The organism is Mesorhizobium sp. M0244 (genome assembly GCF_040321795.1).
GTDB lineage: Bacteria > Pseudomonadota > Alphaproteobacteria > Rhizobiales > Rhizobiaceae > Mesorhizobium.
This window is the reverse complement of the sequence record NZ_JAMYSE010000022.1, coordinates 56995-81703: the sequence shown is the minus strand read 5'-3', so window position 1 is coordinate 81703 and position 24709 is coordinate 56995. Positions and strand designations below refer to the sequence as shown.

Annotated in this window: 27 protein-coding genes and 1 pseudogene; 16 read left to right on the top strand and 12 right to left on the bottom strand. The window is 62.9% G+C overall.

The features are described 5' to 3' along the window. Nucleotides 1-427, bottom strand: a pseudogene (locus tag NKJ08_RS16190) (aldo/keto reductase); the annotation flags it as partial. Nucleotides 428-834: 407 nt separating this feature from the next. On the opposite strand from NKJ08_RS16190, the gene NKJ08_RS16185 reads away from it, so the two are divergent. Both NKJ08_RS16185 and NKJ08_RS16180 read left to right on the top strand, forming a co-directional pair. After that, entirely contained in the window at nt 835-1425 is a 591-nt protein-coding gene (locus NKJ08_RS16185; protein WP_352524063.1) for a hypothetical protein, read from the top strand. 108 nt (nt 1426-1533) lie between these two features. Next, a complete protein-coding gene (locus tag NKJ08_RS16180) occupies nt 1534-1758 on the top strand; it encodes a hypothetical protein (RefSeq protein WP_352524064.1) in 225 nt (74 codons plus the stop codon). Between the two features lie 229 nt (nt 1759-1987). Here NKJ08_RS16180 and NKJ08_RS16175 read toward each other — a convergent pair whose 3' ends face one another. The 3 genes from NKJ08_RS16175 to NKJ08_RS16165 all read right to left on the bottom strand — a co-directional run bounded on the left by NKJ08_RS16175 (nt 1988) and on the right by NKJ08_RS16165 (nt 4260). After that, nucleotides 1988-2782, bottom strand: coding sequence for a tetratricopeptide repeat protein (locus NKJ08_RS16175; protein ID WP_352524066.1), 795 nt, complete (start codon nt 2780-2782; stop codon nt 1988-1990). After that, a complete protein-coding gene (locus tag NKJ08_RS16170) occupies nt 2739-3059 on the bottom strand; it encodes an OmpA family protein (RefSeq protein WP_352782313.1) in 321 nt (106 codons plus the stop codon). The genes NKJ08_RS16175 and NKJ08_RS16170 overlap by 44 nt, the downstream gene beginning before the upstream one ends. Nucleotides 3060-3222: 163 nt before the next feature. After that, on the bottom strand, nt 3223-4260 hold the full coding sequence (locus NKJ08_RS16165) for a hypothetical protein (RefSeq protein ID WP_352782311.1): 1038 nt from the start codon (nt 4258-4260) through the stop codon (nt 3223-3225). Between the two features lie 272 nt (nt 4261-4532). On the opposite strand from NKJ08_RS16165, the gene NKJ08_RS16160 reads away from it, so the two are divergent. The 8 genes from NKJ08_RS16160 to NKJ08_RS16125 all read left to right on the top strand — a co-directional run bounded on the left by NKJ08_RS16160 (nt 4533) and on the right by NKJ08_RS16125 (nt 14244). Then, the gene (locus NKJ08_RS16160) at nt 4533-4757 is read left to right on the top strand and encodes a hypothetical protein (protein ID WP_352782309.1); all 225 of its coding nucleotides are present in this window, start codon (nt 4533-4535) and stop codon (nt 4755-4757) included. A gap of 295 nt (nt 4758-5052) precedes the next feature. Continuing rightward, nucleotides 5053-7548 carry a DNA ligase D gene (ligD, locus tag NKJ08_RS16155; protein WP_352524072.1) on the top strand — a complete coding sequence of 832 codons (2496 nt, stop codon included), beginning with the start codon at nt 5053-5055 and terminating at the stop codon, nt 7546-7548. Nucleotides 7549-7814: 266 nt separating this feature from the next. Then, nucleotides 7815-8729: a non-homologous end joining protein Ku gene (gene ku, locus NKJ08_RS16150; RefSeq protein ID WP_352524073.1), complete on the top strand. Its 915-nt coding sequence runs from the start codon at nt 7815-7817 to the stop codon at nt 8727-8729. Continuing rightward, entirely contained in the window at nt 8726-9820 is a 1095-nt protein-coding gene (locus tag NKJ08_RS16145; RefSeq protein WP_352524074.1) for a tetratricopeptide repeat protein, read from the top strand. Before ku ends, NKJ08_RS16145 begins: the two co-directional genes overlap by 4 nt. Before the next feature lie 9 nt (nt 9821-9829). After that, nucleotides 9830-10504 (top strand): hypothetical protein, encoded by a 675-nt coding sequence (locus NKJ08_RS16140; RefSeq protein ID WP_352777444.1) that lies wholly within the window; start codon nt 9830-9832, stop codon nt 10502-10504. A gap of 216 nt (nt 10505-10720) precedes the next feature. Beyond that, nucleotides 10721-11365 (top strand): alpha/beta hydrolase family protein, encoded by a 645-nt coding sequence (locus tag NKJ08_RS16135; RefSeq protein ID WP_352782306.1) that lies wholly within the window; start codon nt 10721-10723, stop codon nt 11363-11365. An 8-nt stretch (nt 11366-11373) separates the two neighbouring features. Then, nucleotides 11374-12144, top strand: coding sequence for an exodeoxyribonuclease III (locus tag NKJ08_RS16130; protein WP_352524209.1), 771 nt, complete (start codon nt 11374-11376; stop codon nt 12142-12144). A gap of 87 nt (nt 12145-12231) precedes the next feature. Next, the gene (locus tag NKJ08_RS16125; RefSeq protein WP_352524079.1) at nt 12232-14244 is read left to right on the top strand and encodes an amidase; all 2013 of its coding nucleotides are present in this window, start codon (nt 12232-12234) and stop codon (nt 14242-14244) included. A gap of 174 nt (nt 14245-14418) precedes the next feature. Here the strand turns inward: NKJ08_RS16125 and NKJ08_RS16120 are convergent, their stop codons facing one another. Then, nucleotides 14419-14826, bottom strand: a complete 408-nt coding sequence (locus NKJ08_RS16120) for a hypothetical protein (protein ID WP_352524081.1) — start codon at nt 14824-14826, stop codon at nt 14419-14421. Next, nucleotides 14802-15212, bottom strand: coding sequence for a hypothetical protein (locus NKJ08_RS16115; RefSeq protein WP_352524082.1), 411 nt, complete (start codon nt 15210-15212; stop codon nt 14802-14804). The genes NKJ08_RS16120 and NKJ08_RS16115 overlap by 25 nt, the downstream gene beginning before the upstream one ends. Before the next feature lie 149 nt (nt 15213-15361). On the opposite strand from NKJ08_RS16115, the gene NKJ08_RS16110 reads away from it, so the two are divergent. Further along, nucleotides 15362-15913 carry an isochorismatase family protein gene (locus NKJ08_RS16110; protein WP_352777439.1) on the top strand — a complete coding sequence of 184 codons (552 nt, stop codon included), beginning with the start codon at nt 15362-15364 and terminating at the stop codon, nt 15911-15913. 162 nt (nt 15914-16075) lie between these two features. Further along, nucleotides 16076-17698 (top strand): ABC-F family ATP-binding cassette domain-containing protein, encoded by a 1623-nt coding sequence (locus NKJ08_RS16105; RefSeq protein WP_352524085.1) that lies wholly within the window; start codon nt 16076-16078, stop codon nt 17696-17698. Nucleotides 17699-17757: 59 nt separating this feature from the next. On the opposite strand, the gene NKJ08_RS16100 is transcribed toward NKJ08_RS16105, so the two are convergent. Continuing rightward, nucleotides 17758-18189, bottom strand: coding sequence for an SAM-dependent methyltransferase (locus tag NKJ08_RS16100; protein ID WP_352524086.1), 432 nt, complete (start codon nt 18187-18189; stop codon nt 17758-17760). Nucleotides 18190-18624: 435 nt separating this feature from the next. Here NKJ08_RS16100 and NKJ08_RS16095 point away from each other — a divergent pair, with 435 nt between their 5' ends. The 3 genes from NKJ08_RS16095 (at nt 18625) to NKJ08_RS16085 (ending at nt 21341) form a co-directional block, all read left to right on the top strand. Next, nucleotides 18625-19779: a KamA family radical SAM protein gene (locus NKJ08_RS16095; protein ID WP_352524087.1), complete on the top strand. Its 1155-nt coding sequence runs from the start codon at nt 18625-18627 to the stop codon at nt 19777-19779. Between the two features lie 181 nt (nt 19780-19960). After that, complete coding sequence (locus tag NKJ08_RS16090; protein WP_352524088.1) at nt 19961-20212, top strand: exopolysaccharide production repressor protein; 252 nt, start codon at nt 19961-19963, stop codon at nt 20210-20212. Nucleotides 20213-20519: 307 nt separating this feature from the next. Then, a complete protein-coding gene (locus NKJ08_RS16085; RefSeq protein ID WP_352777435.1) occupies nt 20520-21341 on the top strand; it encodes a hypothetical protein in 822 nt (273 codons plus the stop codon). On the opposite strand, the gene yghU is transcribed toward NKJ08_RS16085, so the two are convergent. After that, nucleotides 21338-22225 carry a glutathione-dependent disulfide-bond oxidoreductase gene (yghU, locus tag NKJ08_RS16080; protein ID WP_352524091.1) on the bottom strand — a complete coding sequence of 296 codons (888 nt, stop codon included), beginning with the start codon at nt 22223-22225 and terminating at the stop codon, nt 21338-21340. The genes NKJ08_RS16085 and yghU overlap by 4 nt on opposite strands. 292 nt (nt 22226-22517) lie before the next feature. On the opposite strand from yghU, the gene NKJ08_RS16075 reads away from it, so the two are divergent. Beyond that, nucleotides 22518-23423: a S1C family serine protease gene (locus tag NKJ08_RS16075; protein ID WP_352777433.1), complete on the top strand. Its 906-nt coding sequence runs from the start codon at nt 22518-22520 to the stop codon at nt 23421-23423. Between the two features lie 15 nt (nt 23424-23438). Here the strand turns inward: NKJ08_RS16075 and NKJ08_RS16070 are convergent, their stop codons facing one another. From NKJ08_RS16070 to NKJ08_RS16055, 4 genes are all read right to left on the bottom strand, one after another. After that, the gene (locus NKJ08_RS16070; protein WP_352524094.1) at nt 23439-23612 is read right to left on the bottom strand and encodes a hypothetical protein; all 174 of its coding nucleotides are present in this window, start codon (nt 23610-23612) and stop codon (nt 23439-23441) included. Next, on the bottom strand, nt 23609-24049 hold the full coding sequence (locus NKJ08_RS16065) for a hypothetical protein (protein WP_352524095.1): 441 nt from the start codon (nt 24047-24049) through the stop codon (nt 23609-23611). The genes NKJ08_RS16070 and NKJ08_RS16065 overlap by 4 nt, the downstream gene beginning before the upstream one ends. A 43-nt stretch (nt 24050-24092) precedes the next feature. Next, nucleotides 24093-24275 carry a hypothetical protein gene (locus NKJ08_RS16060; protein WP_352782301.1) on the bottom strand — a complete coding sequence of 61 codons (183 nt, stop codon included), beginning with the start codon at nt 24273-24275 and terminating at the stop codon, nt 24093-24095. Nucleotides 24276-24515: 240 nt separating this feature from the next. Further along, complete coding sequence (locus NKJ08_RS16055; protein ID WP_023675702.1) at nt 24516-24698, bottom strand: DUF3606 domain-containing protein; 183 nt, start codon at nt 24696-24698, stop codon at nt 24516-24518. Between the last annotated feature and the right edge of the window lie 11 nt (nt 24699-24709).

Here is a 24709-nt window from a genome sequence, read left to right as displayed (position 1 = left end):
CCCCCCGCGCCGGCAACCTCCGCCCTCGCCACGGCCGTCGCGCCGGGGGGCTTATAGTGGAGCTCGACATGGTCGGTGGCGAGCCGGCTCAGCGAGCCTTCGACAGCCTCGCGGATATGCTCGGGCCGGCTGTCGCGCTCGGTGCCGATCTGCTTGCCGTTTTCGATGCGGAAGCCGAACTTCGTCGCGATCGTCACCTCATCGCGCCGGCCCTTCAGCGCTCGGCCGAGCAGTTCCTCGTTGGCGAACGGCCATAGACCTCTGCCGTGTCGAAAAATGTGCAGCCGAGTTCGATGGCGCGGTGCAGCGTGGCGATCGACTCCGCCTCGTCGGCCGGGCCGTAGGATTGGCTCATGCCCATGCAGCCGAGACCGATCACTGATACTTGCAGCCCCTGGCTGCCGAGTTTGCGTGTGCTCAACGTCATCTGAAGTTCTCCGGGGTCGGTGTCGCAATCCAAGCCGCCAGGTTCCATATAGCGCGCCGGTTGGGTTTCCACAGCCGATAGCTGACCGGCCGTTTGATCCAGGTCAAAGTGCGCCGCATCGATGCGCTTATAGTGTCCGCTGTCTTGGGAAGGACGCAAGGAGGCGGGTGGTCCGGGCCGGAAGGGCCACAAGCAGCTAGCTTCGGACCACCCGTGGCCTTGATTGATGCGATCGCCGGTGGTGGGTCAGTTTGAAATCTGTGACGCAAGATAATTCCCGGTTACGCCGTCTGCCCGCTTGCGTGGCGTACTCGCCTACCATTGGCCCTGGGTAAGTTGCGCGTGACAGTTGGTTGGCAAGGTATATCATACTGACGGATGATGGTTTGAGCGTTGGGAGGTGGCAAATGCGCGTATTCTCTCAATTCGCCCTACGGACTGCCCAAACGCTCGCACTCCTGCTGCTCACTCTCACACTTGCACGCCCAGTCAGTTCACAAACCACGGCGCCCGACGACACGATCCAGGTCATTGCTCAGCAGCAGAAAGTGATCAGTCAAACATACAAACTGGAAAGGGCCGGCGAGGCGGTCATGTATCTGGAAACTCTTGCGCTGCTCGCAGCCTATGGCGACTGGTCGCGCTATGACAGCACCGGTGGAGGAGTGAGGTTAGAAAACACTAACCTTATCGAAACCGTGGAACGACTAAATCCGGTACTGATCTACGCAAAGAAAGCAGTACAGCGAAACAAAAGCGTGTCTGAGGACGAACTGAAACGGTTTTCAGATATCTACCTTAATGTCGAGACTTTACGCGCCGTGGCAAATGACGTGCATGACCTGCTTGCGGACGGCAAGATCGACGAAGCCAACGCTCTCTATCGCGATAAATCGATCCCCTTGATAAACGCGATAAAGCGAGATTCATACACATTGATTTCGAGCTTCGAGAAGAAGATTGACAAAGCTGCGCTTCAAGCCCGTCTCGCCAAGTAGGAAGCACTGACCCACTACCCGATCGCCACCTAAATTGACAGAACACGCCGTCTCCGCCATCTTGAAGAGAGCTGCGTCAGCAGCCTCAGTTCGGTGTATGGGCGTGTCATGGCCAGTTCCGCTACCAGCCAAAAATCCAAGCGCGCCGCGGTGCGCAAGGCGCTCGACCGCCACAAGGTCTACATCACCGCGCAGCGTTTTTCGGCCGGCGGCTACAGCGCGCGGGTGCTGGTCGACGGCGAGGCCTATTGGGTCGACGAGTTCCGGCTGGGCCAGCTGCAGCAAGGGCTTTCGCCGGACGAGCTCGAATTGACGCCGGCCACCGACGATTGAGTTGGCGCAACATCGGCCTGCCGCATGCTGACAAAATGATTCAAGAAATGCGGATCATCCAGCGACCCCATGCGCTCGGATTTTCGGCTTGTCGCTCCAAGCGCCATCGCTTCATCCGCCCGATTGCTATGACGCCAAGCGCGAGCGAAGCGGGAGGTAATTCAGCCGGAAGGACTACACTGGCCGGGTACGGCGTGGCTGGCGAAGTCGGCCGCCGTAAATCAGACCATCAGTTGGCAGCAGTGCGCATATAAGACCAATCGCTGGCAGCGTAGCGGCCACCCCTTCGTGCCACGGCGAGCACGCGCCATGCGAAGGCTCCCTTATGACTTGAGAGAGCCACGTTCAGGCTCGAAATATCGACAAAGCCGGAATAGATTTCACTTGAACCAGATGGCACAAGTGCTAGCAACTCCACGAAGAAGCGCACTCCCGCTGGTTGCTGGCGTGCCGTCCACACTAGCTCGACACTATTTGCGCTGGAGCCAATCAACTCGCCATATGTAGGCGCGATGAGTATTGGAGCGGAAAGCGTAGCGGCCTTTGCGCCACCAGAGCGAATGGCAGTCAGGCGCGCGCGAGCAGCCGGGAGACCGGATGCTTTGAACCACGCACGGGCGAGATCGACGTTTTGCGGAACGCCTTGCCCTGCCTCGTAAAGCTGGCCGAGATTATATGCCGCTCTTCGAATGCCATGAGAGGCCGCACGCGCATACCATGTGGCGGCTTGCGCCATATCCGGGGACACGCCGCGGCCGCTGTCAAGCATGATGGCAACATTGAATTGTGCTTCGGGCAGACCCGCTTCTGCAGCACGGCGGTACATGTCGAAGGCGAGCCGAGCACCTGTCGGCCCGCCCATCAAGTCTTGTCGCAGTGCCTCGCGAAACAAAGCACTCGGATCCTCGGCGCTAGCCGGCGTCACCGACTCTGCTAACGCGAGCAATAGACTGGCCGCGGTCACGAAGCGGCACACGGCGTTAGCGCCAGGTGATCTCGACACGACGGTTTTCAGGTTCGGCAATACCCTCTTCGGTCGGAACCGCGAGTTCTGTTTCGCCTTTCGCCAGGACCTGGAACCGGTCGACCGGAAGTCCGCGATCGAGCAAAGCTTTCAGCACCGCTGTCGCCCTGCGCTGAGAAAGCAAGAGGTTCTGCGCTGGTGTTCCGGCACGATCGGCACTGCCAGCAACGATCATGACTTGCGGCTTGCCCTCGTTGAAGGCGCGAGACGCTTGATCGAGGACTTCTCTGTCCTTGAGAAGAATTGTGCTGCTGCCGGTGCCGAAATGGATGACCAATGGGGCCGGTCCACTTTGTGGTTTCGCGCTTTCCGGCGTCGCGGGCGAAGGCGGATCTGTTTGCGCGAAAGCAGATGTGCTTCCCAGCAGGACAATAAAGGCGAGATGGCGAACAAAGCAACTGAGGTTCATATCAGGCTCCTGTTTTGCGCTACCTTACTAGTTACCGCCCGATTGCCACTTCGATAGTTCCGGGGCGGGGGAGTGAACCATCGTCCGCAAATGCGCGCTGGATGAGTGTAGCTTCCACAAGCCCAGCCGCTATACGCTCTGCGCTTGGTCGATCTTCATTATAAAAGTACATGACTTCGTTTGCCCGAGAGCTTGTGGGTGAATTGCCAGATTTTACGACGTCGAGCCCCTGGGCTCGCAGACTCCGCTCAAGGGTCGCCGCTCGTGTCCGCGCGGAATCGCGGTTACGCGCAAAGCGCAGAATGACTCGTGGAGTTGTATCTGGGGGCAGAACGATATCAGGCGATGTGCCGATGGTTGCGGTAGACTGAGGCTGAGACGACTCTTGAGGCTGAAATGCTTCAGCAAACTGCTTTTCAAGGCGATCCATCTGCTTTTCAAGGCGATCCATGCCGGCATGATTGTCCGTCGCCTGCCGCCGCAATTTCTCGATCTGAGCCACGAGCTCGGACCGCTGGCGATCGAGCGCATCCGGCGGAGGCGCCCGGGCGGCTTCGCTCACCTGCGTCCGCAGCTGCGCCAGCTCCGCGCGGTCGGCGGTCGCGTCCTGCCGCAGCTTTTCGATCTCGGCCACGAGCTCTGCCCGCTGGCGATCGAGCGTAACCGCATCCGGTGACGGTGCCCGGGCGGCTTCTCTCACCTGCGTCCGCAGCTGCGCCAGCTCCGCGCGGTCGGCGGTCGCCGCCTGCCGCAGCTTTTCGATCTGAGCCACGAGCTCGGACCGCTGGCGATCGAGTGCGGCCGCATCCGGTGACGGTGCCCGAGCGATGTCGCTCACCTGCGCTCGCAACTGCGCCAGCTCCGTGCGGTCGGCGGTCGCCGCCTGCCGCAGCTTCTTGATCTGAGCCGCAGTCGAGAGCGTAATTGTCGCGCCGACGATCAACATACTAGCCAAGAGTATTTTTTGCCAGTTGACCCGAAACCAGCCCCTGGATTTCAGCAACTCGGCGCCGCTTGCAGGTGGAACCGCAGCTTTGAGGCCAATGTCTGTCCGTTTTCCGTTCGTCAAAAAAGCGACCTCGGTCGGGGGCTTGCTATCCCGCGACGCCAATTGGAAGACGTGCACCACGAGCCTACGCATAAATTCGAGCTTTTAGCTTCATCCATTCGAGGGATGCTTCATCCAGTCCGGGGAAGTGTCACGTCCTGATATATGGACGTCGGGCACTATGCCCCGGCGGTCGTGGGACGCTCGCTCGCCGAAATTGACACGACACCCCGTCTCAGCCATCCTTGAGCCGGCCGTCTTGTCTTGCGGCTCTGCGTGTATGAGCAAATTGCATGGCCAGTTCCGCTACCAGCCAAAAATCCAAGCGCGCCGCGGTGCGCGAGGCGCTCGACCGCCACAAGGTCTACATCACCGCGCAGCGTTTGTCGGCCGGCAGCTACAGCGCGCGGGTGCTGGTCGACGGCGAGGCCTATTGGGTCGACGAATTCCGGCTCAGCCAGCTGCAGCAGGGCCTGTCGCCGGCCGAGCTCGAATTGACACCGGCCACCGACGATTGAGCGGCGTGACCTCCCATCCTTCGTCATCCCAGGGCGGAGCAGGAGCGAAGCGACGTCGCGGAGACCTTGGGATCCATGCCGCGATCTATGAGTGTTCCCGCGGTGCAGAATTGCTGGCGGGCGCGTAACGCCGATGACGAAATCACCCGTGTCCGGCCTGAGTTCTTCCCCGCTTTGCCTTACGGCAAATGTCACGGCATGGATCCCAGGGTCTCCGCTCCGCTTCGCGTTCGCTCCGCCCTGGGATGACGAAGCTGTGGCGGTCCGCATCTTCGCCAGCAGTTGCGCCTAGTCCATGACCGCCCCACCAAAACTCAAGGCCTATCGCGCCAAGCGCGAGTTCTCAAGGACGCCCGAACCCGCCGGCGGACCAATTGCCAGTGGAGGCAATCGTTTCGTCGTCCACAAGCATCACGCCACCGCCGATCACTACGATCTGCGCCTGCAGGTCGGCGACGTGCTGAAGAGTTGGGCGGTGCCGCGCGGCCCGTCGCTGAACCCCGCCGACAAAAGGTTGGCGGTCGAGACCGAGGACCATCCGCTCGAATATATCGACTTCGAAGGTGTCATTCCCGAAGGCGAATATGGCGGCGGGCCGATGATCGTCTGGGATACCGGCGTCTGGGCGCCGATGGACGATGTCGAGAAGAGCCTGCGCACCGGCTCCTTCAAGTTCCGGCTGGCCGGTGAGAAGCTCAATGGCGGCTGGATGCTGACGCGGCTGAAACCGAAGCCCGGCGAGGATGAAGCAAAGAAGAACTGGCTGCTGTTCAAGGAGCGTGATCTCGCCGCCGACGCCAAGCTCGACATATTGGAAGCCCGGCCGGAAAGCGTCAAATCCGGACGCCGCATCGAGGAGCTGGTGGCAGCGCCGAAGCCTGCCGCCAAACCTGTCAGGCCGGTGGTGCTGAAACCCGGCGCTTTGCCGGGCGCCGTCAAGGCGCCGCCGCCTTCCCGGATCGAGCCGCAGCTGGCTACGCAGGTTCCGAAGCCGCCGGGAGGTGAACACCCCGCGGAAAAAACACGCGAAGCCTGGCTGCACGAGATCAAGTTCGACGGCTACCGCACCATGGCGCATGTTTCCGACCGGAAGGTCAGGCTGATCACCCGCGCCGGCCTCGACTGGACGAAGCGCTATGGCGACCTGCCGCTTGCATTCGCCAGGCTGCCGTGCCGCGAGGCGATCATCGATGGCGAGGTCGTCGCGCTCGACGCCAAGGGCATCAGCCGCTTTGCCCTTTTGCAAGACGCGCTGGCCGAGGGCGCCGGCAACAAGCTCCATTTCTACGCGTTCGATCTTCTGTATCTCGACGGCTGGGACCTAAGACAAGCGCCGCTCCGCCGGCGCAAGGCGCTGCTTTCGCAACTGCTGTCCGGTCTCAGCGCCAACTCCGCCATCCAGCTCAGCGATCATGTCGAAGGCGACGGCCAGGCACTTTATGACCAGGCATCCGAGATGGGGCTCGAGGGTGTCGTCTCCAAGCGCGCCACGGCGGTCTACCAGAGCGGCCGTACCAAGACCTGGACCAAGACCAAGGCGCTCCAGACCGGCGACTTTGTCATCGCCGGCTACACCGTCTCCGATGCGGCAGAGGGGTTGGCCGCACTCGGCCTCGGCGAATTCGAAGACGGCGAGCTGCATTATCGCGGCAAGGTCGGCACCGGCTTCGATGCCGCGATAGCCGGCGAATTGCTGGCGCGGCTGGAGCCATTGGGGGCCGGTGCATCCGCGCCCGAAGGGGTTCCCCGCGAAATCATGCGCGAGATGAACTGGGTGCGGCCGCTGCTTTCGGCGCACATCCACTATGCCAACCGGACCACCGACAATGCGCTGCGCCATGCTGTGTTCCGCGGCCTGCGCGACGTCGGCCTGTCGACGCCGGTTTCGGCCAAGCGCAAGCGGCTGATCGCCGAGGCCGACCTCGCCACAATCTGGGTGACCAACCCGACGCGGCGGCTGTTCGGCAAGACCGGCCCGACCAAGCTCGACATTGCCGTCTATTACGCGCTGGTCGGCGATTTCATGCTGCCGCATATTCTCGGCCGCCCGGTGTCGCTGGTGCGGTGCCCGACCGGCAAGCCGCAGGACTGTTTCTTCCAGCGTCACGCCTTCACCGGCATGCCTTCCTCGGTGGCGACCTTCGATGCGACAAATTCCGAAGGCGAGACCAAATCCTATCTATCGGTCGAAGACGCCAAGGGCTATCTGGCGCTGGCGCAGTTCGGCGTCGTCGAGTTCCATACCTGGGGCACCCATCGCACGCGGCTCGACAAGCCCGATTTGATCGTCTTCGACCTCGACCCGGGCGAGGGGATCGCCTGGCGCGAGGTGGTCGAAGCGGCGGTGCATATCCGTGGCGAACTCGAGGCACTGGGGCTGGTGCCGTTCGCCAAGACTTCGGGCGGCAACGGCATCCACATCACCGTGCCGGTGACGCAAAAGCAGAACTGGAAGAAGCTGCACCAGGCGACCAGCGCCATCTCGACGCATCTCGCCGCCACCGCGCCCGACACCTTTACCACCACCATGGGCAAGGAAAACCGCAAGCGGCGCATCTTCATCGACTATCACCGCAACGCACGCGGCCACACTTCGGCGGCACCCTATTCGCTGCGCGCCCGCACCAATTTGCCGGCCTCGACGCCGGTCAGCTGGTCCGACCTGGAATCCATCGACGCTCCGCAGGATCTGAATTATTCTTCGCTGCCGGACCTTCTGGCGACGTCAGGCGATCCCTGGGCCGACATGGAAGATTTCGCCAGGGACTTGCCTGTGTTTTCGGGGCGGTAAACGCAGCGGCGCGAGATGACAGCCGTCGCGATCCCCTCTGTCCTGCCGGCATAGGATGCTTTTTCCCAACTCCATCGACGCTTCCTAAGATTTGAATTATTCTTGCCACCAGGCCCTCCGCCGACGCCTCAGCCGAGATAGAACATTTCGCTAGGGATTTGCCGGTATCCTGAGGGCCGATGTAGGATTTCGGCAGCCTCATTCGTCCTCCGGACGGAAGAACGCTGCGAACAGTTCGACAGCACACGGCCGCGTAGGAGTATTTCATGGCGCCCAGGGCAAGTTGGAAAGGTTACCTCAAGCTCAGTCTGGTCAGCTGTCCAGTCCGGCTCTATCCGGCGACCAGCGCCAGCGAACGCATCAGCTTCAACCAGCTGCACAAGAAGACGCACAACCGTATCAACATGAAGCCGGTCGATCCCGAACTCGGGCTGGTCGAGCGCTCGGACCTGGTCAAGGGCTATGAATACGAGGATAAGCAGTACATCATCATCGACGATGCCGATCTTGACGCAGTGCGCATCGAATCCAACCATACGATGAACATCGAGGCCTTTGTCGACGAGCATTCGGTCGACGTCATCTATCAGGACGCGCCCTATTACCTGGCACCGGATGGTGCAATGGCGGAAGAAACCTTCGCGGTGCTGCGCGAAGCGATGCGCAAATCCGGCAAGCTGGCGATCGCCCGCCTGGTGCTCTCCAGCCGCGAGCGGGTGGTGACGATCGGCGCACGCGAGAACGGCATGTTCGTCTGCACCTTGAGGAATCCGAACGAAGTGCGTGGCACGGCTGAATATTTCGGCAATATCCCGGCCGGAAACCCCGATCCGGAAATGCTGCAATTGGCTGAAGCGCTGATCAAGCAGAAGGAAACCACCTTCGACCCGAAGAATTACGAGGACCGCTACGAGATCGCGCTGATGACGATGATCCGCGAGAAGCTGAAGGGCCACAAGCCGATCATCGCGGCCGCCCCCGAGCGCGGCAATGTCATCAATCTGATGGATGCGCTGAAGGCGAGCCTGTCGCAATCGGCCAAGCCGCCGGCCAAGTCGAAGAGCAAGGCCGATGAGGCAGCCAAGCCTGCGGCGAAATCCGCCAAGGCCGGCGTCGGCGCGGCCAAGGAAAACCCGCTCAAGGCCAACCTTCTCAAAGCCGTCGGCAAGAGCAAGGCGTGACGGCTCTTGCCGGTACGGTCTTCGGCATCGTCGGCGCGCTGGCGGCTTTTCCGCTCAGGCTGGCGGCGCGCGAGGTAGAGCGCCAGCACGGCCAGTTGCGGCGCGGCGTCACCCGGCGCACCACGCATGTCGTGTTGGGCCGCATGTTGCTCGCCAAAGCCGTCGACGCCGAGATCGAGCGCCGCATTGCCGCGGAGCGCGAGGCCGGGCGCAAGCTGGTCAGCGAGAACGGGTTCCTGCGCCTGCTCGGACTTATGAAGGCACCGGAGGCTTCGGCGCTATCCCGGCAATCGCTCATCGACCAATCGCGGCTGGCCGCCGCCGATCTCGATCTTTTGTCGCTGTTCGACGCCTTCGAGCATGATGGCGAACCCTATTCCTTTCGCGATCTGATCCTCGCCCGCAAATATGCCGGTCTGATCGCCGGCGGCGCTTCGTGGGGAGCGATCGCGCGCTCGGTGCACCGCTCCGGCCCGGTCGCCTCGCTCACCGCCAAGTCGCTCAATGTCGGCTCGCAGCACGGGCGGGCCGACGCGATCTATCTCGAGGGCGGCCAGAGCGAACTCGACGGCCAGCTGCTGTTCGATTTGGGAACGCCGGATGACGACACGCTGGAAGAGCTGTTCGCCGATGCCGAGGCGGCGGAAGAGGCTGAAGACCACGAGCAGGCGGCCGCACTCTACCAGCGCTGCCTGGCCATTGACCCGAGCGATGCCATCGCCGCCTTCAACCGCGCCAACTGCCTGCGCGCCGCCGGGCACGCGGCCGAGGCGGCGCATGACTATGCCCGTGCGATAAAACTTGACTCGGGCTTCGTCGAGGCCTGGTTCAATCTGGCCGGGCTGATGAACGAACAGGGACGCGAGGCCTCGGCGCGCCGCCATTTGCTGAAGGCGATTTCGCTCGACCCGAACTATGCCGATGCGGTGTTCAACCTTGCGAGGCTCGAGTTCGACGCCGGCAATCTCGCCGAGGCGCGGCGCCGCTGGGTGCGCTATCTCGAGCTCGACGCCAATTCCGAATGGGCACGCATGGCGGCCAAGGGGATACAGTTCGTCGATTTGCAGATGGCGCAGAAATCGGCAGGGTGAGACTAAGACATGGTGGTCGACGCAAAGACCATTCGAGCACGAGTTGTCGAAGAGCTCCATACGCGCCTTGGTGCGAGATGGTTGAAGCCAGACAGTGCCAAGCTTGCTGTCACGTCTGTCGGTAACCTCACCGATTTCAGTATCGAGCTTGATTGCTATACGGACCGCCGATATGGCGAATACGACTGCTCGATCGCAGCTGTCTTCAAGTGGAAGAAATTTGCCAAGCTATGGAAGGATTTTGACGCCTGGTACGAGGTCAAGGATCCGAGTTCGGCGCAGTTCAAGACCAAAAGCTCTCGACAACGGAGCCATCCATTTCTCAGGGTGGGTTTCGATGCCATTGACGGGAATTTTATCAGAGGTCGTGGCCCGTTTTGGGTGGCAAATGAAGGTGATCTGGATGCCTTCATAGGCCAGTGCACCGCCGATCTCGACGGCAGAGTTGGCGAATGGATCAAGAGATGGTTCATATGGGCGTCGGCGTTGGATGTCATGGACGGCAATTCGCAATTGTGCGGCTCATGGCGTGACACGGCATACTTCTGCCTGCTGGAACAAGTTCATGGGCGTGAGGTTGCTTGCAAATGGATAGGTGACATTGATGCGACTGGCTGGCCCGGATTGCTGGCCGCACAGGTTGAGTATCTTCAGCTACAGGTTTGCGGTGGGACCTCCGTATAAAAGGATCGCAATGGCCGCGCTTGAACACCCCCCTCTGTCCTGCCGGACATCTCCCCCGCAAGGGGGGAGATCGGCAGCTTCGGCGCCCCGCGTGCCTTTCAGCTTTGGTGGTTGGCGAAAACGCCGACGTCATCCAATCTCCCCCCTTGAGGGGGAGATGTCCGGCAGGACAGAGGGGGGTGCGAAGGAACTCGGCCTTCATCTGCGGGCCACCCCATGACCACCTTCTTATTCGATGGCCCCGACACCGCCCCAATCACCATCCTACTCGCCCACGGCGCCGGGGCGCCGATGGATTCGCCCTCGATGACCGCCACGGCAAAAGCGCTCGCCGCAGCCGGCTTTCGCGTTGCGCGCTTCGAATTCCACTACATGGCGGCCCGCCGCTACGGCCATCGCAAGCCGCCGCCGCGCGCCGAGACGGTTAACCCGGAATATATCAAGGCAATCGCCGACCTCCGGGCCAAGGGCGTGAAGGGTTCGCTGATCATCGGCGGCAAGTCGATGGGCGGCCGCGTCGCCTCGATGGTCGCCGACGAGATGTTTTCCAAGGGCGAGATTTCGGGGCTGCTTTGTCTGGGCTATCCCTTCCATCCGCCGGGGAAACCGACGCAGCTTCGGACAAAACACCTTGCCGATCTCAGGACGCCGACATTGATCTTCCAGGGCACGCGCGACGAGTTCGGGACCAGGGACGAGGTCGCGACCTATGATCTTTCCGACGCAATCGAAATCCTCTGGCTGGAGGGCGGCGACCACGATCTGAAGCCGCGCAAGAGCGTCTCCGGCTTCTCCACCGCCGATCATTTGAAGACGCTGGCCGAAGCAGTGAAAGCGTGGACCGGGCGCGTCGCTCGCTGACCAGCCCGATGAAGATCGCCACCTTCAACGTCAACAACATCAACAGCCGGCTGCCAAACCTGCTCGCATGGCTGGCTGCCGCCAAGCCCGACATCGTCTGCCTGCAGGAGTTGAAGGCCAGGCAGACGCAGTTTCCGCGCTCGGCGCTGGCGGCGGCGGGGTACGGGGCAGTTTGGGTCGGGCAGCCGACCTGGAACGGCGTCGCGATACTCGCGCGGGGTTCAGAACCCGTTCTGACCCGCGAGGCGCTGCCCGGCGACGACAGCGATCAGCAGGCGCGCTATATCGAGGCGGCGGTCAACGGCATCGTCGTCGCCTGCCTCTACGCGCCGAACGGCAACCCGCAACCCGGCCCGAAATTCCAGTACAAGCTGGCGTGGCACGACAGGCTGGAGACGCATGCGGCGCAGTTGCTCGACACCGACCTGCCCGTGGTGCTGGCCGGCGACTACAACATCGTGCCCGAGCCGCGCGACATCTACCCGACGCGCTCCTACGACGACAATGCGCTGGTGCAGCCGGAAAGCCGGGCATCGTTTCAGCGGCTGCTCGACCAGGGCTGGCTTGATGCGCTGCGCAAGAAGCACCCGACGGAGACGCTCTACACATTCTGGGACTATCGCCGCAACCGCTGGCCGCGCGATGCCGGCCTGCGCCTGGACCATATATTGCTCAGCAAGAAGCTGTCGCGCCGGCTGACAGCGGCGGGTATCGACCGCGACGTGCGTGGCGAAACCGGCGCCAGCGATCACGCGCCGGTCTGGGCGGAGTTGCGGTGAGAGCCGTCACGGCCGCCTTTGCAAAACCCCTTTACGGCATCGGTTTTTGAGGCCAATACCGCCTGAAGACTAAGCGTTGGGCGCAGCATGACTGATCTCCACATCGTCGAAGCGTCGATCGCAGAGCTGAGGCAAGCGCTGGAGGCGGGCACCGTCACCAGCGTCGAACTGGTTGGCGCCTGCCTGCGCAGGATTGCTCACTATGATCGGCATGGCATCACCCTCAATGCCGTTCCTGTGCTGAATCCAAAGATGTTCGAGGACGCCGCCGCGTCCGACCAGCGCCGCAGGAGCGGCGCAACCCTCGGGCCGCTGGACGGCATCCCCTATACCGCCAAGGACAGCTACAAGGTGAAGGGCATGACGGTGGCGGCCGGCTCGCCGGCCTTCGAACATCTCATCGCCAACGAGGACGCCTTCACCATCGCGCGGCTGCGGGCAGGCGGCGCGGTGCTGATCGGGCTGACCAACATGCCGCCGATGGCCAATGGCGGCATGCAGCGCGGCGTCTATGGCCGCGCCGAAAGCCCGTACAATGCGGATTATCTGACTGCGGCCTTCGCCTCGGGCTCGTCCAACGGTTCGGGCACCGCAACGGCGGCGAGCTTCGCCGCCTTCGGGCTCGGCGAGGAGACGTGGTCGTCGGGCCGGGCACCGGCCTCGAACAATGCGCTGGTCGCCTATACGCCGTCGCGCGGCGTCATTTCGGTGCGGGGCAACTGGCCGCTGGTGCCGACCATGGACGTGGTGGTGCCGCATACGCGCAGCGTGCCCGATATGCTCGAACTGCTCGACGTGATCGTCGCCGATGATCCTGAAACCAGAGGCGATTTCTGGCGTGCACAGCCCTGGGTGGCGCTGCCGAGGAGCTCGGCCGTGCGGCCGCCACGCTATACCGGGCTCAAGCTCGAAGGGTCGCTCAACGGTATGCGGCTTGGCGTGCCCCGCATGTATATCGGTCGCGACACGGAGACTGACGTTCCGATCCAGACCCGTGCATCGGTGCTTGAGCTGTGGCAGCAAGCGGCGGCGGATCTCAGGCTGCTCTGCGCAAGCGTAGTCGAGGTCGATTTTCCCGTCGTCTCGAATTACGAGCGCGACCGGCCAGCGGCAAAAACCATGGTCGAGCGCGAGCTGGTGCCGCAGGGATTCGCCGAGCGCGAGATCTGGGACTTGTGCATCTTCGCCTGGGACGATTTCTTGCGCGCAAATGCCGACCCAACCATTCCCGATCTCGCATCGGCGGATGGTCCGAGAATCTTTCCGCAGCCGCCGGGCACGCTGCCGGACCGCTATGGCGACAGTTTCGAATTGGCGGAGTATGTCGAACGGGGCAAGCGCGGCGTCACGCCATTCGAAGACATTCCCGAGCTGGAGGCCGGCCTGAAGGGTCTTGAGGCGACGCGAAAACTCGATTTCGACGACTGGCTCGACGATCAAGGGTTTGACGCCGTGGTGTTTCCTGCCGTTGCCGATGTCGGGCCGGCCGATGCTGATATCAACGAGGCCTCCGCTGCCCTTGCCTGGCGCAACGGCACCTGGGTCGCCAACGGCAATCTAGTGCCACGCCATCTCGGCATTCCGACCGTTACCGTGCCGATGGGCACGATGGCCGATATCGGCATGCCGGTCGGGCTGACCTTCGCCGGCAAGGCCTATGACGACACGAGGCTGCTGCGGCTGGCCGGCGACTTCGAGCGTTTTGGCCAGCGCCGCAGCCGCCCGCCGCGCACGCCGGAGCTTGCGGATGACGTCTTTGCTGCCCGGCTCAGCGGCATCAGGCCCGGCGCGGCAGCGCTGACCGTCACACTTGCCGCCGAAACGCGCCATTCGGGTGATCTGGACGAGATAGCAATCACGCTTGATGTGCATGGCGAGGCCGGAGCCGAGACGAGCGTGAACGTCCACGTCAACGGCGAGCCTGTTGCCATGCAGCGGAGCGGCGCGCGCTTCACCGGACGGGCAGTCGTACCGGTTAACGAGCATGAGAAGGTCCATAGCGTCTGGCGCGGCTCCTACGGTTCGATCGTCACTGCCATCGTGCGGCTCGAGGACGGGCGCACCGCTGGAGGTTATGCCGTGACGGGTGGGATTGGGTGAGGGGCAGAGGCTGCGATCTCCCCGCGTTCGTCATCCTCGGGCCTGACCCAGGGCTTGACCCGAGGATCCATGCCGCAACGCTGTCGGGAACGCGTCAGTGTAGATTCCAGGTCTCGCGACGTCGCCTCGCTCCTGCCGCTCTGAATGACGAGGCAAGTGGCCTCTGCTCGGCTGTCACAACAGCGCTGTTTCCTCCTCCGTCTCTGCCCTTTGCCAAGGTCCATCCTTGTGTCGCCATGCACACCAGCCAAGCGGCAGGTCACTAAGCTCACGAAGCGAGCCGTCGATGTCGATCATCTTCGCCAAGCCGACCAGGACAGCATCAGCAATGTCGGCGCCGGCATTTAGGTTAAGGAACTGCCATTGCCCGTCGTCCTCGTCATGCGTGACATAGTCTATGTCGTGGTGCCCCCCGATAATCTTGCGAGTTGTAATGACCGCAACGTTCGGAGGGTCGGCGAAAGGCCAGTTGGGTTCTGGAATGGTCATCTTCGAGTCCTCAAAGGCTAGCTCGCCTGAAGCAAATATTTGCATCGGTCCGTTGCGGAAGTTTCCTCTTATGAAGGCAACGAAGCCAGCCATTCATCCCAAAACTCCTGTTGTAGGTGGACGAAGACCGGCATCACGTCGTAGCCGTCGGCAAATATGTTGACCAAATCAGTCTTTTGCGGAAGCTGCCCCATTTTCACCTTGCAGGCGATCAATCCGCGGCTCATCTCGATCGTCGCTCCTTCGGGATAAACATTCCCGCTTGCGCCATAACAAAAGGGCAGCAGGCCATCGACTTCGAGTTGCTGGCGGATCTGGAACAAGGCTTCGAAATAGTCGTCCTCCTCGGCCTCGATCACCTTGTCACGGTAGCTGCAGGTGAGGTGGCAGGCGGTTTCGGATGAGCGCAAGGTGAACACCGCTTGCTCGTCACCGCCCGTGCCTCCGCCGATCAGGAATACAGTATGTTCTTCCTTCATAGCGTCACCCCCATTGCCAGTAGCGGGCGATGCTAGCGCTGCCGCAGGCGGATTTCCACATATCTCGAAGTCCAGCCACTTGCCGTCGCCGTGCGCGTCATCATGGGTCCTAATCCTTGATCAGCTCCGCCTTCGTGCTATAAAAAACCATGTCAAGGACCAGCCCCGCAGCCACCGCACCGCTCATCGTGATCGACCTCCAGACCGGCATGTTCGACGGCGTCGCCGAGCCGCCGATCCATGATGCCGACGGCATGGTCGCCCGCACCCGCGCGCTGGTCGAATGGGCACGGCGCGGCGGGCGCAAGATCGCCTTCGTCAGGCATGACGGGCCGGCAGGCGATCCGCTGGCGCCGGGCCAGCCGGGCTGGCCGGTGTGGCCGGCGCTCGGCCAGGCCGAGGACGAGCCGACTTTCGCCAAGCGTGTCGGCGACGCGTTCAGCAATGCCGCGCTTGCAGAATGGGTGGCCGGGCAGGGCGCCGGCGAGGTCGTTCTCATCGGCGCGCAGACCGATTTTTGCGTGGCGGCCACGGTGAAGGATGCCTTTGCAGCGGGCTTGGGTGTCACCGTGGTTTCCGACGCCCACAGCACGCTCGACACCGCCAGCGAGACTGCCGCGGAGATCATCGCCCGGCACAATGCCACATTTGCCGCCGCCGGGGTCAAACTGGCGACGACAAAAGCCCTGACCGATGGCTGATCCGCCGGCTCATCCCCGTGCCACCGGGGTCTAATTCAACCGGGAAGAAACTGGCGGGTTCAGACAATTTGGCACGGGCACCTTCGTGACTTGTGGGCTTTCGCGAGCGCGGCCTATCGCGTATTGGCGCGGGGAACTCCCTTAGGCATTTCCCGGAAAACCATGATTCGTCTCGAAAACATCGGCAAGCAGAACGGTCGCCAGATCGTCTTCATCGAAGCCTCCGCCGCGTTGCAGAGAGGCGAGAAGGTCGGGCTGGTCGGCCCCAATGGCGCCGGCAAGACGACGCTGTTTCGCATGATCAACGGTGAGGAGCAGCCTGACGAAGGCCAGGTCTCGGTCGATCGCGGCGTCACCATCGGTTATTTCAGCCAGGATGTCGGCGATATGGCCGGCCGAAGTGCCGTCGCCGAAGTGATGGACGGCGCCGGGCCGGTCAGCGAAGTGGCGGCCGAGATGCGGGAGCTTGAAGCCGCCATGGGTGATCCCGATCGCGCCGACGAGATGGACGAGATCATCGCCCGCTACGGCGAGGCGCAGCACCGCTTCGAGGAGCTCGACGGCTACGCGCTAGACGGGCGCGCCCGCGAGGTGCTCGACGGGCTCGGCTTCAGCCAGGAGATGATGGACGGCGACGTCGGCAAACTGTCCGGCGGCTGGAAGATGCGCGTGGCGCTGGCCAGAATTCTGTTGATGCGGCCCGACGCCATGCTGCTCGACGAACCGAGCAACCATCTCGACCTCGAAAGCCTGATCTGGCTGGAGCAGTTCCTGAAAGGCTATGACGGCGCGCTGCTGATGACCTCGCACGACCGCGAGTTCATGAACCGCATCGTCAACAAGGTGGTCGAGATCGACGGCGGTTCGCTGACCGCTTACTCCGGCAACTACGAATTCTACCAGCAGCAGCGGGCGATTGCCGACAGGCAGCAGCAGGCGCAGTTCGAGCGCCAGCAGGCGATGCTGGCCAAGGAGATCGCCTTCATCGAGCGCTTCAAGGCGCGCGCCTCGCATGCCGCCCAGGTGCAGAGCCGGGTGAAGAAGCTGGAGAAGATCGACCGCGTCGAGCCGCCCAAGCGCCGTCAGAAGGTGTCGTTCGACTTCCAGCCGGCGCCGCGCTGCGGTGAGGACGTGGTGACGCTGAAGAACGTGCACAAGGGCTATGGCAGCCGCTCGATCTACGAGGGATTGGATTTTCAGGTGCGCCGCCGCGAGCGCTGGTGTGTCATGGGCATCAACGGCGCCGGCAAGTCGACGCTGTTGAAGCTGGTGGCCGGCGCGTCCGAGCCGGACAATGGCACGGTGGCGCGCGGCCCGAGCGTCAAGATGGGCTATTTCGCCCAGCACGCCATGGAAGTGCTGGAAGGCGAACGCACCGTGTTCCAGACGCTGGAAGACGCGTTTCCGCAGGCCGGCCAGGCGCCGCTGCGCGCGCTGGCCGGCTGCTTCGGCTTTTCCGGCGATGAGATCGAGAAGAAATGCCGGGTACTGTCGGGCGGCGAGAAGGCGCGGCTGGTGATGGCACTGATGCTGTTCGATCCGCCCAATTTGCTGGTGCTGGACGAGCCGACCAACCATCTCGACATCGCCACCAAGGAGATGCTGATCACGGCGCTGTCGCAATATGAAGGCACCATGCTGTTCGTCTCGCACGACCGCTATTTCTTGGCGGCCCTGTCGAACCGGGTGCTGGAACTGACGCCCGAGGGCATTCATACCTATGGCGGCGGCTATACGGAGTATGTCGAGCGCACCGGGCAGGAGGCGCCGGGGTTGAGGAGCTGAGGCGCGGCTCTGCCGCTGTCACCTAAGCGCTCGATTCCGGAAGCGAAAGCACGAGGTGCTCAGCCGTGTATCGCAATCTCGCGCAGCGGATCGCCGCCATCGATGAACAGCCGGCCTTGCGCGGCCAACACGCCGCCGAGCCGTCGCAGGGCGATTTTTCCCGCTTCGGGATGACGCCCGTCCAGCGCGCCGACGCGCACCGCAACGGCTATGTCGAAGCGCTTCTCGTCCGCCTCCAATTCGAAATCCTCGATGGCGATTTGGCGAAGGCTCAGCCGGCCTGCCGCAATCTCGGCTTGCGAGGCGGCCCGGGCCTGCGCGATGGCCTTGGCCGAGCGGTCGATTGCCAGCACGTGCCCGCCGCCGATCCGTCGCGCGATCTCGCGCGCCGCGGCACCCGGTCCGCAGCCGATCTCCAGCACCCGCATGCCCTGCCGCAAAGGCAGGGCATCGACGATCGCCAAGAGCCTTGGCGACAAGTCGTTCGCCATTCCCGCTTTTCCAGCTTCGCGATCGGAGATTAGCGACCGCGGCGGCCGAGGGGAAGGCCAATACCTGAGGGACGCGGGCAGCGCAGATATGTTCACCGGGTCGAGAAGGGGGCACGATCGACATCGAAGAGGACTGGTTGGTCGCCTCAACTGCGGCGGCCGAGCGGCCCGGCGTCGTTGGCCTGAGGGGTGAGGGCGGGACTGGCGCCGAGCCTAACCGGTTGGGGGGTAGATCACCGGCCATTTAGGTATATACGCCCAAGCTAATGTAAGCGCAAGCTAATGTTTTGGGTTAGCGATTTCCAGCGGTTGCTCTGATCTGTAGATGTTTCAGGCGGCCGCTTCGTGGCCGCGCGCTGACCGGCCCAACACCGTTTACTGCCTTCAAGTCCTGGCTCCAATGCTGTATCCAGCCCCGAATTCATGGAGCCCTCGATGACCTCACATCTCGACATCCCAGACGCCAGCATGGCTGTCGATGCGGCCGGCATGGCGGCCGATGACGAGCGCACCCACGAGGCGGATGCCGCATGGCAGGACGATGTTCGCGAGGGTGTGCGGCATGTGCGCGATCTGGATTCCCTGCCGCTGTCGCCAGCCGAGCGCGCCGCGGCGGAAGCTGCGGCCACGCGCCACAAGGTTCGCATCCCTAAAGCCTATCTCGACCTGATCGACTGGAGCGACCCCGCCGATCCTATCCGGCTTCAGGTCATCCCGTCGCCTGATGAGCTGGCGGAGCAGGAAGGCGAGCTCGACGATCCGATCGCCGACCACGTCTTCAGTCCGGTGCCGAGATTGACACATCGACATGCCGACCGGGTTCTCTTGTTTCCGACCTATCAATGCGCGGTCTATTGCCGGTTCTGCTTTCGCAAGGAGCAGCTGACGTCGATCGGCCGCGGCTATACGCGCGAGGCTCTCGATGAAGCCTTCGCCTATATCGCGGCCCATCCGGAAATTCGCGAGGTGATCCTGACCGGCGGCGACCCACTGTCCTTGCCGGACAGAGCGCTGGCGGAAATCCACGGCCGCGTCGAGGCAATCCAGCATGTGCGACTGTTGCGCATCCACACCCGCGTGCCCGTCGCGCTGCCGTCGCGCGTCACCACCGGGATGGTTCAAGCCTTGCAGGGCCGGCTGATGGTCACAGTCGTCACCCATTTCAACCATCCGCGCGAGATCACTGACGCCACCGAGCAGGCCTGCCTTACTCTAAGGCAGGGCGGCTTCGTGCTGCTGAACCAGAGCGTCCTGCTGAAAGGTGTGAACGACACAGTCGAGGTGCTGGAAGAGCTGTGCCGCGAGCTGATGTATCGCCTCGGTGTGAAACCCTATTACCTGCATCACGGCGACCTCGCGCGCGGCATGGCGCACCGGCGCACTACGATTGCCGAGGGCCGGGCACTGGCCGGAGCCTTGCGCGCGCGCCTGTCGGGCATCTGCAACCCCGTCTATGTGCTGGACCTGCCGGACGGCGGAGGGAAAGTGCCGCTCGGCCCATCCTATCTCGAGGCGCGGGAGGGGGAGACGTGGCGGATCCGTGGGCTTGATGGGGTTGTGAGGGGATATAGAGAGGTGGTTGGGGAGTAGGAGGACCTGCGCAGCCGCCGGCAAGCCCGCCCGCCCTGGGTCACGTGACGGAAGCATGCATTAACCGCTGCTCCATTTGGTGCTTGCGCAAGCGCTGAAATGGTGAAAACGTTGGTTCGGGGTAATGGGTTAGGGGAGTTCGTCCCGGCTGCTGCAAGGTCCGGGGCGGCGTAGAAAAGTCATGAACTTTCCACAGTTCCTGGTGGGGCTGACCACCACGTCGTCCATCGTGGCGATCTCGACTTACTTTGCAACGGGTTCAATCTGGAAGGCGCTGGCCTGGACGATCTTGACCTTGATCGTTATGCAGGTTGGATATTTCCTGTTCGTCGTCCGGTTGATCTACAGATCCGGGGCGAAAGACGCCGAGGCAAATCCGCGACGCATGAGGGCTGTGCCGCCGAAGCGTCGAGGTCGCGTTCAGCTTAGGTAATAACTCCCATATAGATATCATGGTCTAGACAGGACATGTTCGGTTCTGGGAATGTGCATTGGACGTTCCGCTAGTTTAGCCAACTAATATATATCGCCCAACTCATATCGCCGGTTTTGGGCCAGCGGGAAAACCTGCCTGCTGCTTGTACGACCGTGCCTGAGGCGGCATTTTACAACCGGCTGGCAAAGGTCCTTTTGCTGATGTCAGCCTGTAAATCCGGCCGGTGTTTCGATGGGGCGTTGAGGCTATAAAGCCGTTCAACCGGGCGGCATCGAGATGCACGTCGGCCGGTCGAAGAGGGATTATGGTCATCGACGGAACGCCAAACGTGATCTTGCTGATCGGCAGCGCGCCCGATGTGGTGCGCTGCGAGGCCTGGCCCAAGCAGGCCTTCGGCAAGATCGTCGCCATCAACAATGCCTGGCGCGTGCGCCCCGACTGGGACTTCCTCGTCCATGCCGGCGATTTCCCGGCGGAGCGGATGCCGCAAGGCGATCCCCTGCAGCAGGCGCAGATCTTCAGCGCCTCGCATTACGTGCCGGCGCAAAACAGCTTTGGCGGCTTCGTCTACGCCGGCGGTACCATGTCGATGACGGCGGCCTGCTGGACGATCCACAGCCAGAAGCCCGACGTGCTGGCATTCCTTGGCTGCGACATGATCTACGACCAGCCCGGCAACACGCATTTTTACGGCATCGGCCGGGCCGACCCGCTGCGCAACGACGTGACGCTGCGCAACCTCGAGGCGAAGTCGGCCCGCCTGCTCATCCATGCGCTCCGGCGCGACTGCGTGTGCGTCAACCTATCCGACCGGCCGCGCAGCCGGCTGATCTTCCCGCGGCTGATGCTCGACGAGCTCGGCGCGCTTTCTCCCTCGCGAATATCGGAAATGAAGGCGGAGATGCTTGCCGGCCTGCGGCTCGATCAAGCGGAAGAAGCCGACAGGATCGAGAAGGAACTCGGCTATTTCTTCGAGGACGGCAGGTACTGGAAGCACCTCGACAAGCTCGACGAGACGTTCCTGGCCGATATCGACCGGCTGTGGATGGCAGCGGTCGGCCTGAGCGGTCGGCCGAAGCTGCCGATCTCCCCCTCAAGGGAGGAGATCGGCGCGGCATCCGCTTAGCTTTTGGCCGCCTCGAGCTTGTCTTGGGTCTTCGTCTCGAAATCGCTGGCGTCATGGCGCTCGTGCAGCTGCATCGAAGGCTCGCCGAAGGTGCGGTTGACCATGCGCCCGCGCTTGACCGCCGGCCGTGCGTCGATCGCGTCAGCCCAGCGCTGCACGTTCTCGTACTCCTCCACCTGCAAGAACTCGCCGGAATCATCGTACATGCGGCCCTTGGCTAGCCCGCCATACCAAGGCCACACCGCGATGTCGGCAATCGTGTAGTCGCTGCCGCCGAGATACTCGCTTTCGGCCAGGCGCCGGTCGAGCACGTCCATCTGCCGCTTGGTCTCCATGGCGAAGCGGTCGATGGCGTATTCGATCTTCGTCGGCGCATAGGCGTAGAAATGGCCGAAGCCGCCGCCGAGATAGGGCGCCGAGCCCATCTGCCAGAACAGCCATGACAGGGTTTCGGCGCGAGCCGGTTGCTCTGTCGGCAGGAATTCGCCGAATTTTTCGGCGAGATAGAGCAGGATTGAACCGGATTCGAAGATGCGGATCGGCTTTGGTCCGCTGCGGTCCATCATGGCCGGGATCTTGGAGTTGGGATTGACCTCGACGAAGCCGCTGCCGAACTGGTCGCCGTCATTGATCCTGATCGGCCAGGCGTCGTATTCGGCGCCGCTGTGGCCGAGCGCCAGAAGCTCCTCCAGCATGATCGTCACCTTAACGCCGTTCGGCGTCGCCAGCGAATAAAGCTGCAGCGGATGCTTGCCGACCGGCAGTTCCTTGTCATGCGTCGGACCGGCGATCGGCCGGTTGATGCTGGCGAAAGCGCCGCCATTTGCCTTGTTCCAGGTCCAGACTTTTGGCGGCGTGTATTGGTCCGTTGTGTAGTCGTTCATTTTGGGAGGCCCTTGGATTGGAAGAATTGGGGGTTGGGAGGATTGGGGTTTGGTAGGGTTGGGGAGGATCTTGGGATTATCAACTTGGGTGATGGAGGAGGAACTTTGCATAGGGCAGCATTGGATAGCCGTAGGTACAGATAGGGCGGCCGGCGCTGTTGCAAAACCCCGGCGTGAACGGCGCGGCGCCGACCCGGCCTCCCACACCAAAGCCGGCGCCGCCTCTTGCGCCTGGTCACCTGCGCCATACCTATAGCCATATCAGCCTGCGAACGTTGCCAGGAACGAAAGCATGAATATCGAACCCCTTTTGCGGTCCATCGTGGCGGTCCGCGCCACCGTTCCCGACGACGCCTTCACGGCAGAGGCGCTGGGCACCCGCCGCGAGGGCAGCGGTGTGGTCATCCGCGGCGATGGGCTGGTGCTCACCATCGGCTATCTCATCACCGAGGCCGAGGAGGTCTGGCTGGCCGACCAGGACGGGCGCGTGGTGCCCGCCCATGCGCTTGCCTACGATCAGGAATCGGGCTTCGGCCTGGTCCAGGCGCTGGCACCGCTCGGGCTGCCCGCCATTGCCCTCGGTGATGCGTCCAGGGCGAAGATCGGCGATCCCGTCGTGCTCGCCGACGGCGTCGGCCGCTCGGTGCGGGCGCAGATCGTCACCAAGCAGGAATTCGCCGGTTATTGGGAATATCTGCTCGACGAAGCGATCTTCACGGCGCCGGCCCACCCCTCATGGGGCGGCGCCGGCCTCATCGGCGCCGATGGCAGGCTGCTCGGCATCGGTTCGCTGCGCCTGCAGATGAGCCGCAACGGCGAAGTCGCCGACATCAACATGGTGGTGCCGATCGATCTTCTGCCGCCTATCCTCGACGATCTCCTGACGCGCGGCCAGGTCGCCAGGCCGCCGCGGCCGTGGCTCGGCGCCTTCTCGGCCGAGAGCGACGGCAAGGTCGTGGTGATGAGCGTCGCCGAGGGCGGCCCGGCCGCCCAGGCGGGCCTGCGCCAAGGCGACGTCATCTCGGATGTCCGCGACGCGGCGGTCGACGGGCTCGCCGATTTTTATCGCAAGCTGTGGAAGAGCGGCCCGGCGGGCGCCGAGATCCCGCTCCGGGTGCTGCGCGACGGTCGCGAAACCTGGCTGCGCGTCAAATCGGCCGACCGCAACAGCCTGCTGTGGAAGCCGCCGCTGCAGTGAGGCAGCCGAAACTTGTCACTCTCCGCAAGCGCTGAAGCCAGTGCCTGGGGTCCACGCCGCGAACGGGATGACCTTGCCTTCGACCGACACGGTCGCATGCCTGGTGGTGCCGTCCGCTAGCTTCTTGCTGCTTTTGCCCTTGCCGGTCAGCACATTGTAGTCGCAGTCGCCGGCAACATTGTCGTTCATGTAGTCCAATACTCGTAGGCAAAACCGGCGACGACGAAGGCGCCGTTGCGCCAGGCGATTGTCAGCGTCTTGTTGGTCCGCTCGCTGCCGATCTCCATCGCCGGAATATAGAGCTTGATCGAACCGTTGGGGAGCGCGGTGAGTTCGGGCTCGGTGTCGGATGCGGCGGGGCCTGGCCGGTCGTAATCCTTCCATTCACCGTAAATCTGTTCATGCACGACCTCGGCAGGTTTTAGAAAATTGCCGTCGCGGTCCTTGAGGAAAAAATACAGGTCCATGGGATGGCCGGGCTCGGTCTCGACGATCATCGCCAGATCGATGGCGCCGTCGCCGTTCCAGTCGCCGGTCGCCGCCGTGATGATCTTCTGGGTCTCGATCGGCTCCGCCAGGGCGGCGGCCGGCAGCAGCAAGACCAGACCGAATGTTAGGGACCGCATGTAAACTCCCCCGAGTAAGGCAGCCCTGAGATGCAAATGCTTCTTATGAGGCCCGGCTCTGCCGCGTCTCGGAATGGCTTGTCTCGTTGAGCAGCCGGCAGAGCGAAACCGCTTCACGACGGCTCAGGCCGATCAGCGCGATTTGCGAAAATTGCGCCGGCAGATCGTGAACGATGTCCCATACCATCCATCGGCCGTTCGGCTCCATGACACATTCGTAGCGCAATAGTTGTTCCTGCATCCGACCCCCCGGCTTTGCTCATCGGACTGGTACAGTGTCGAGGTAAATGAGTTGTTGCGCTGCGGTGGTATTCCGCGGCTATCGAAATCGGGCGTTGAATCCCGCAGCGGCGAGCCCGACAGGCAGCGGGCCGGCGACTTCGGCCAGGCCGACGGGTGCGGATCTCTCGACAAGGCGGCAGGGCAGGGCTTCTGGCGTGAACGGCGCCGGCCGCGCAAAGGCGGATCAGGCGTTGCGGCTCGCCATATGCGCGTCGAGCTTCCTCCGCGATGGTCCGTAACGCTTGATGATGGTCGCGGCCTCGCTTTGCGGTATGCCGTATTTCCGGGCAAAGGCAGCGACCTCGTAAGGCTCTTCGCCGGAGACCAGTTTGCGATCCTGCTTGGTCTTGGATTTGTCGTCGGCCATGGCGTCCTCCA

What these genes read in the sequence shown, in the direction of transcription:
- NKJ08_RS16065 (WP_352524095.1), bottom strand. Translation starts at nt 24,049, where the DNA reads ATGCGGTCCCTAACATTCGGTCTGGTCTTGCTGCTGCCGGCCGCCGCC.
- NKJ08_RS16075 (WP_352777433.1), top strand. Translation starts at nt 22,518, where the DNA reads ATGAATATCGAACCCCTTTTGCGGTCCATCGTGGCGGTCCGCGCCACC.
- NKJ08_RS16130 (WP_352524209.1), top strand. Translation starts at nt 11,374, where the DNA reads ATGAAGATCGCCACCTTCAACGTCAACAACATCAACAGCCGGCTGCCA.
- NKJ08_RS16120 (WP_352524081.1), bottom strand. Translation starts at nt 14,826, where the DNA reads ATGGCTGGCTTCGTTGCCTTCATAAGAGGAAACTTCCGCAACGGACCG.
- NKJ08_RS16160 (WP_352782309.1), top strand. Translation starts at nt 4,533, where the DNA reads ATGGCCAGTTCCGCTACCAGCCAAAAATCCAAGCGCGCCGCGGTGCGC.
- NKJ08_RS16115 (WP_352524082.1), bottom strand. Translation starts at nt 15,212, where the DNA reads ATGAAGGAAGAACATACTGTATTCCTGATCGGCGGAGGCACGGGCGGT.
- NKJ08_RS16090 (WP_352524088.1), top strand. Translation starts at nt 19,961, where the DNA reads ATGAACTTTCCACAGTTCCTGGTGGGGCTGACCACCACGTCGTCCATC.
- NKJ08_RS16085 (WP_352777435.1), top strand. Translation starts at nt 20,520, where the DNA reads ATGGTCATCGACGGAACGCCAAACGTGATCTTGCTGATCGGCAGCGCG.
- NKJ08_RS16140 (WP_352777444.1), top strand. Translation starts at nt 9,830, where the DNA reads ATGGTGGTCGACGCAAAGACCATTCGAGCACGAGTTGTCGAAGAGCTC.
- NKJ08_RS16125 (WP_352524079.1), top strand. Translation starts at nt 12,232, where the DNA reads ATGACTGATCTCCACATCGTCGAAGCGTCGATCGCAGAGCTGAGGCAA.
- yghU (WP_352524091.1), bottom strand. Translation starts at nt 22,225, where the DNA reads ATGAACGACTACACAACGGACCAATACACGCCGCCAAAAGTCTGGACC.
- NKJ08_RS16095 (WP_352524087.1), top strand. Translation starts at nt 18,625, where the DNA reads ATGACCTCACATCTCGACATCCCAGACGCCAGCATGGCTGTCGATGCG.
- NKJ08_RS16100 (WP_352524086.1), bottom strand. Translation starts at nt 18,189, where the DNA reads ATGGCGAACGACTTGTCGCCAAGGCTCTTGGCGATCGTCGATGCCCTG.
- NKJ08_RS16135 (WP_352782306.1), top strand. Translation starts at nt 10,721, where the DNA reads ATGACCACCTTCTTATTCGATGGCCCCGACACCGCCCCAATCACCATC.
- NKJ08_RS16055 (WP_023675702.1), bottom strand. Translation starts at nt 24,698, where the DNA reads ATGGCCGACGACAAATCCAAGACCAAGCAGGATCGCAAACTGGTCTCC.
- NKJ08_RS16185 (WP_352524063.1), top strand. Translation starts at nt 835, where the DNA reads ATGCGCGTATTCTCTCAATTCGCCCTACGGACTGCCCAAACGCTCGCA.
- ligD (WP_352524072.1), top strand. Translation starts at nt 5,053, where the DNA reads ATGACCGCCCCACCAAAACTCAAGGCCTATCGCGCCAAGCGCGAGTTC.
- NKJ08_RS16180 (WP_352524064.1), top strand. Translation starts at nt 1,534, where the DNA reads ATGGCCAGTTCCGCTACCAGCCAAAAATCCAAGCGCGCCGCGGTGCGC.
- NKJ08_RS16110 (WP_352777439.1), top strand. Translation starts at nt 15,362, where the DNA reads ATGTCAAGGACCAGCCCCGCAGCCACCGCACCGCTCATCGTGATCGAC.
- NKJ08_RS16105 (WP_352524085.1), top strand. Translation starts at nt 16,076, where the DNA reads ATGATTCGTCTCGAAAACATCGGCAAGCAGAACGGTCGCCAGATCGTC.
- NKJ08_RS16070 (WP_352524094.1), bottom strand. Translation starts at nt 23,612, where the DNA reads ATGAACGACAATGTTGCCGGCGACTGCGACTACAATGTGCTGACCGGC.
- ku (WP_352524073.1), top strand. Translation starts at nt 7,815, where the DNA reads ATGGCGCCCAGGGCAAGTTGGAAAGGTTACCTCAAGCTCAGTCTGGTC.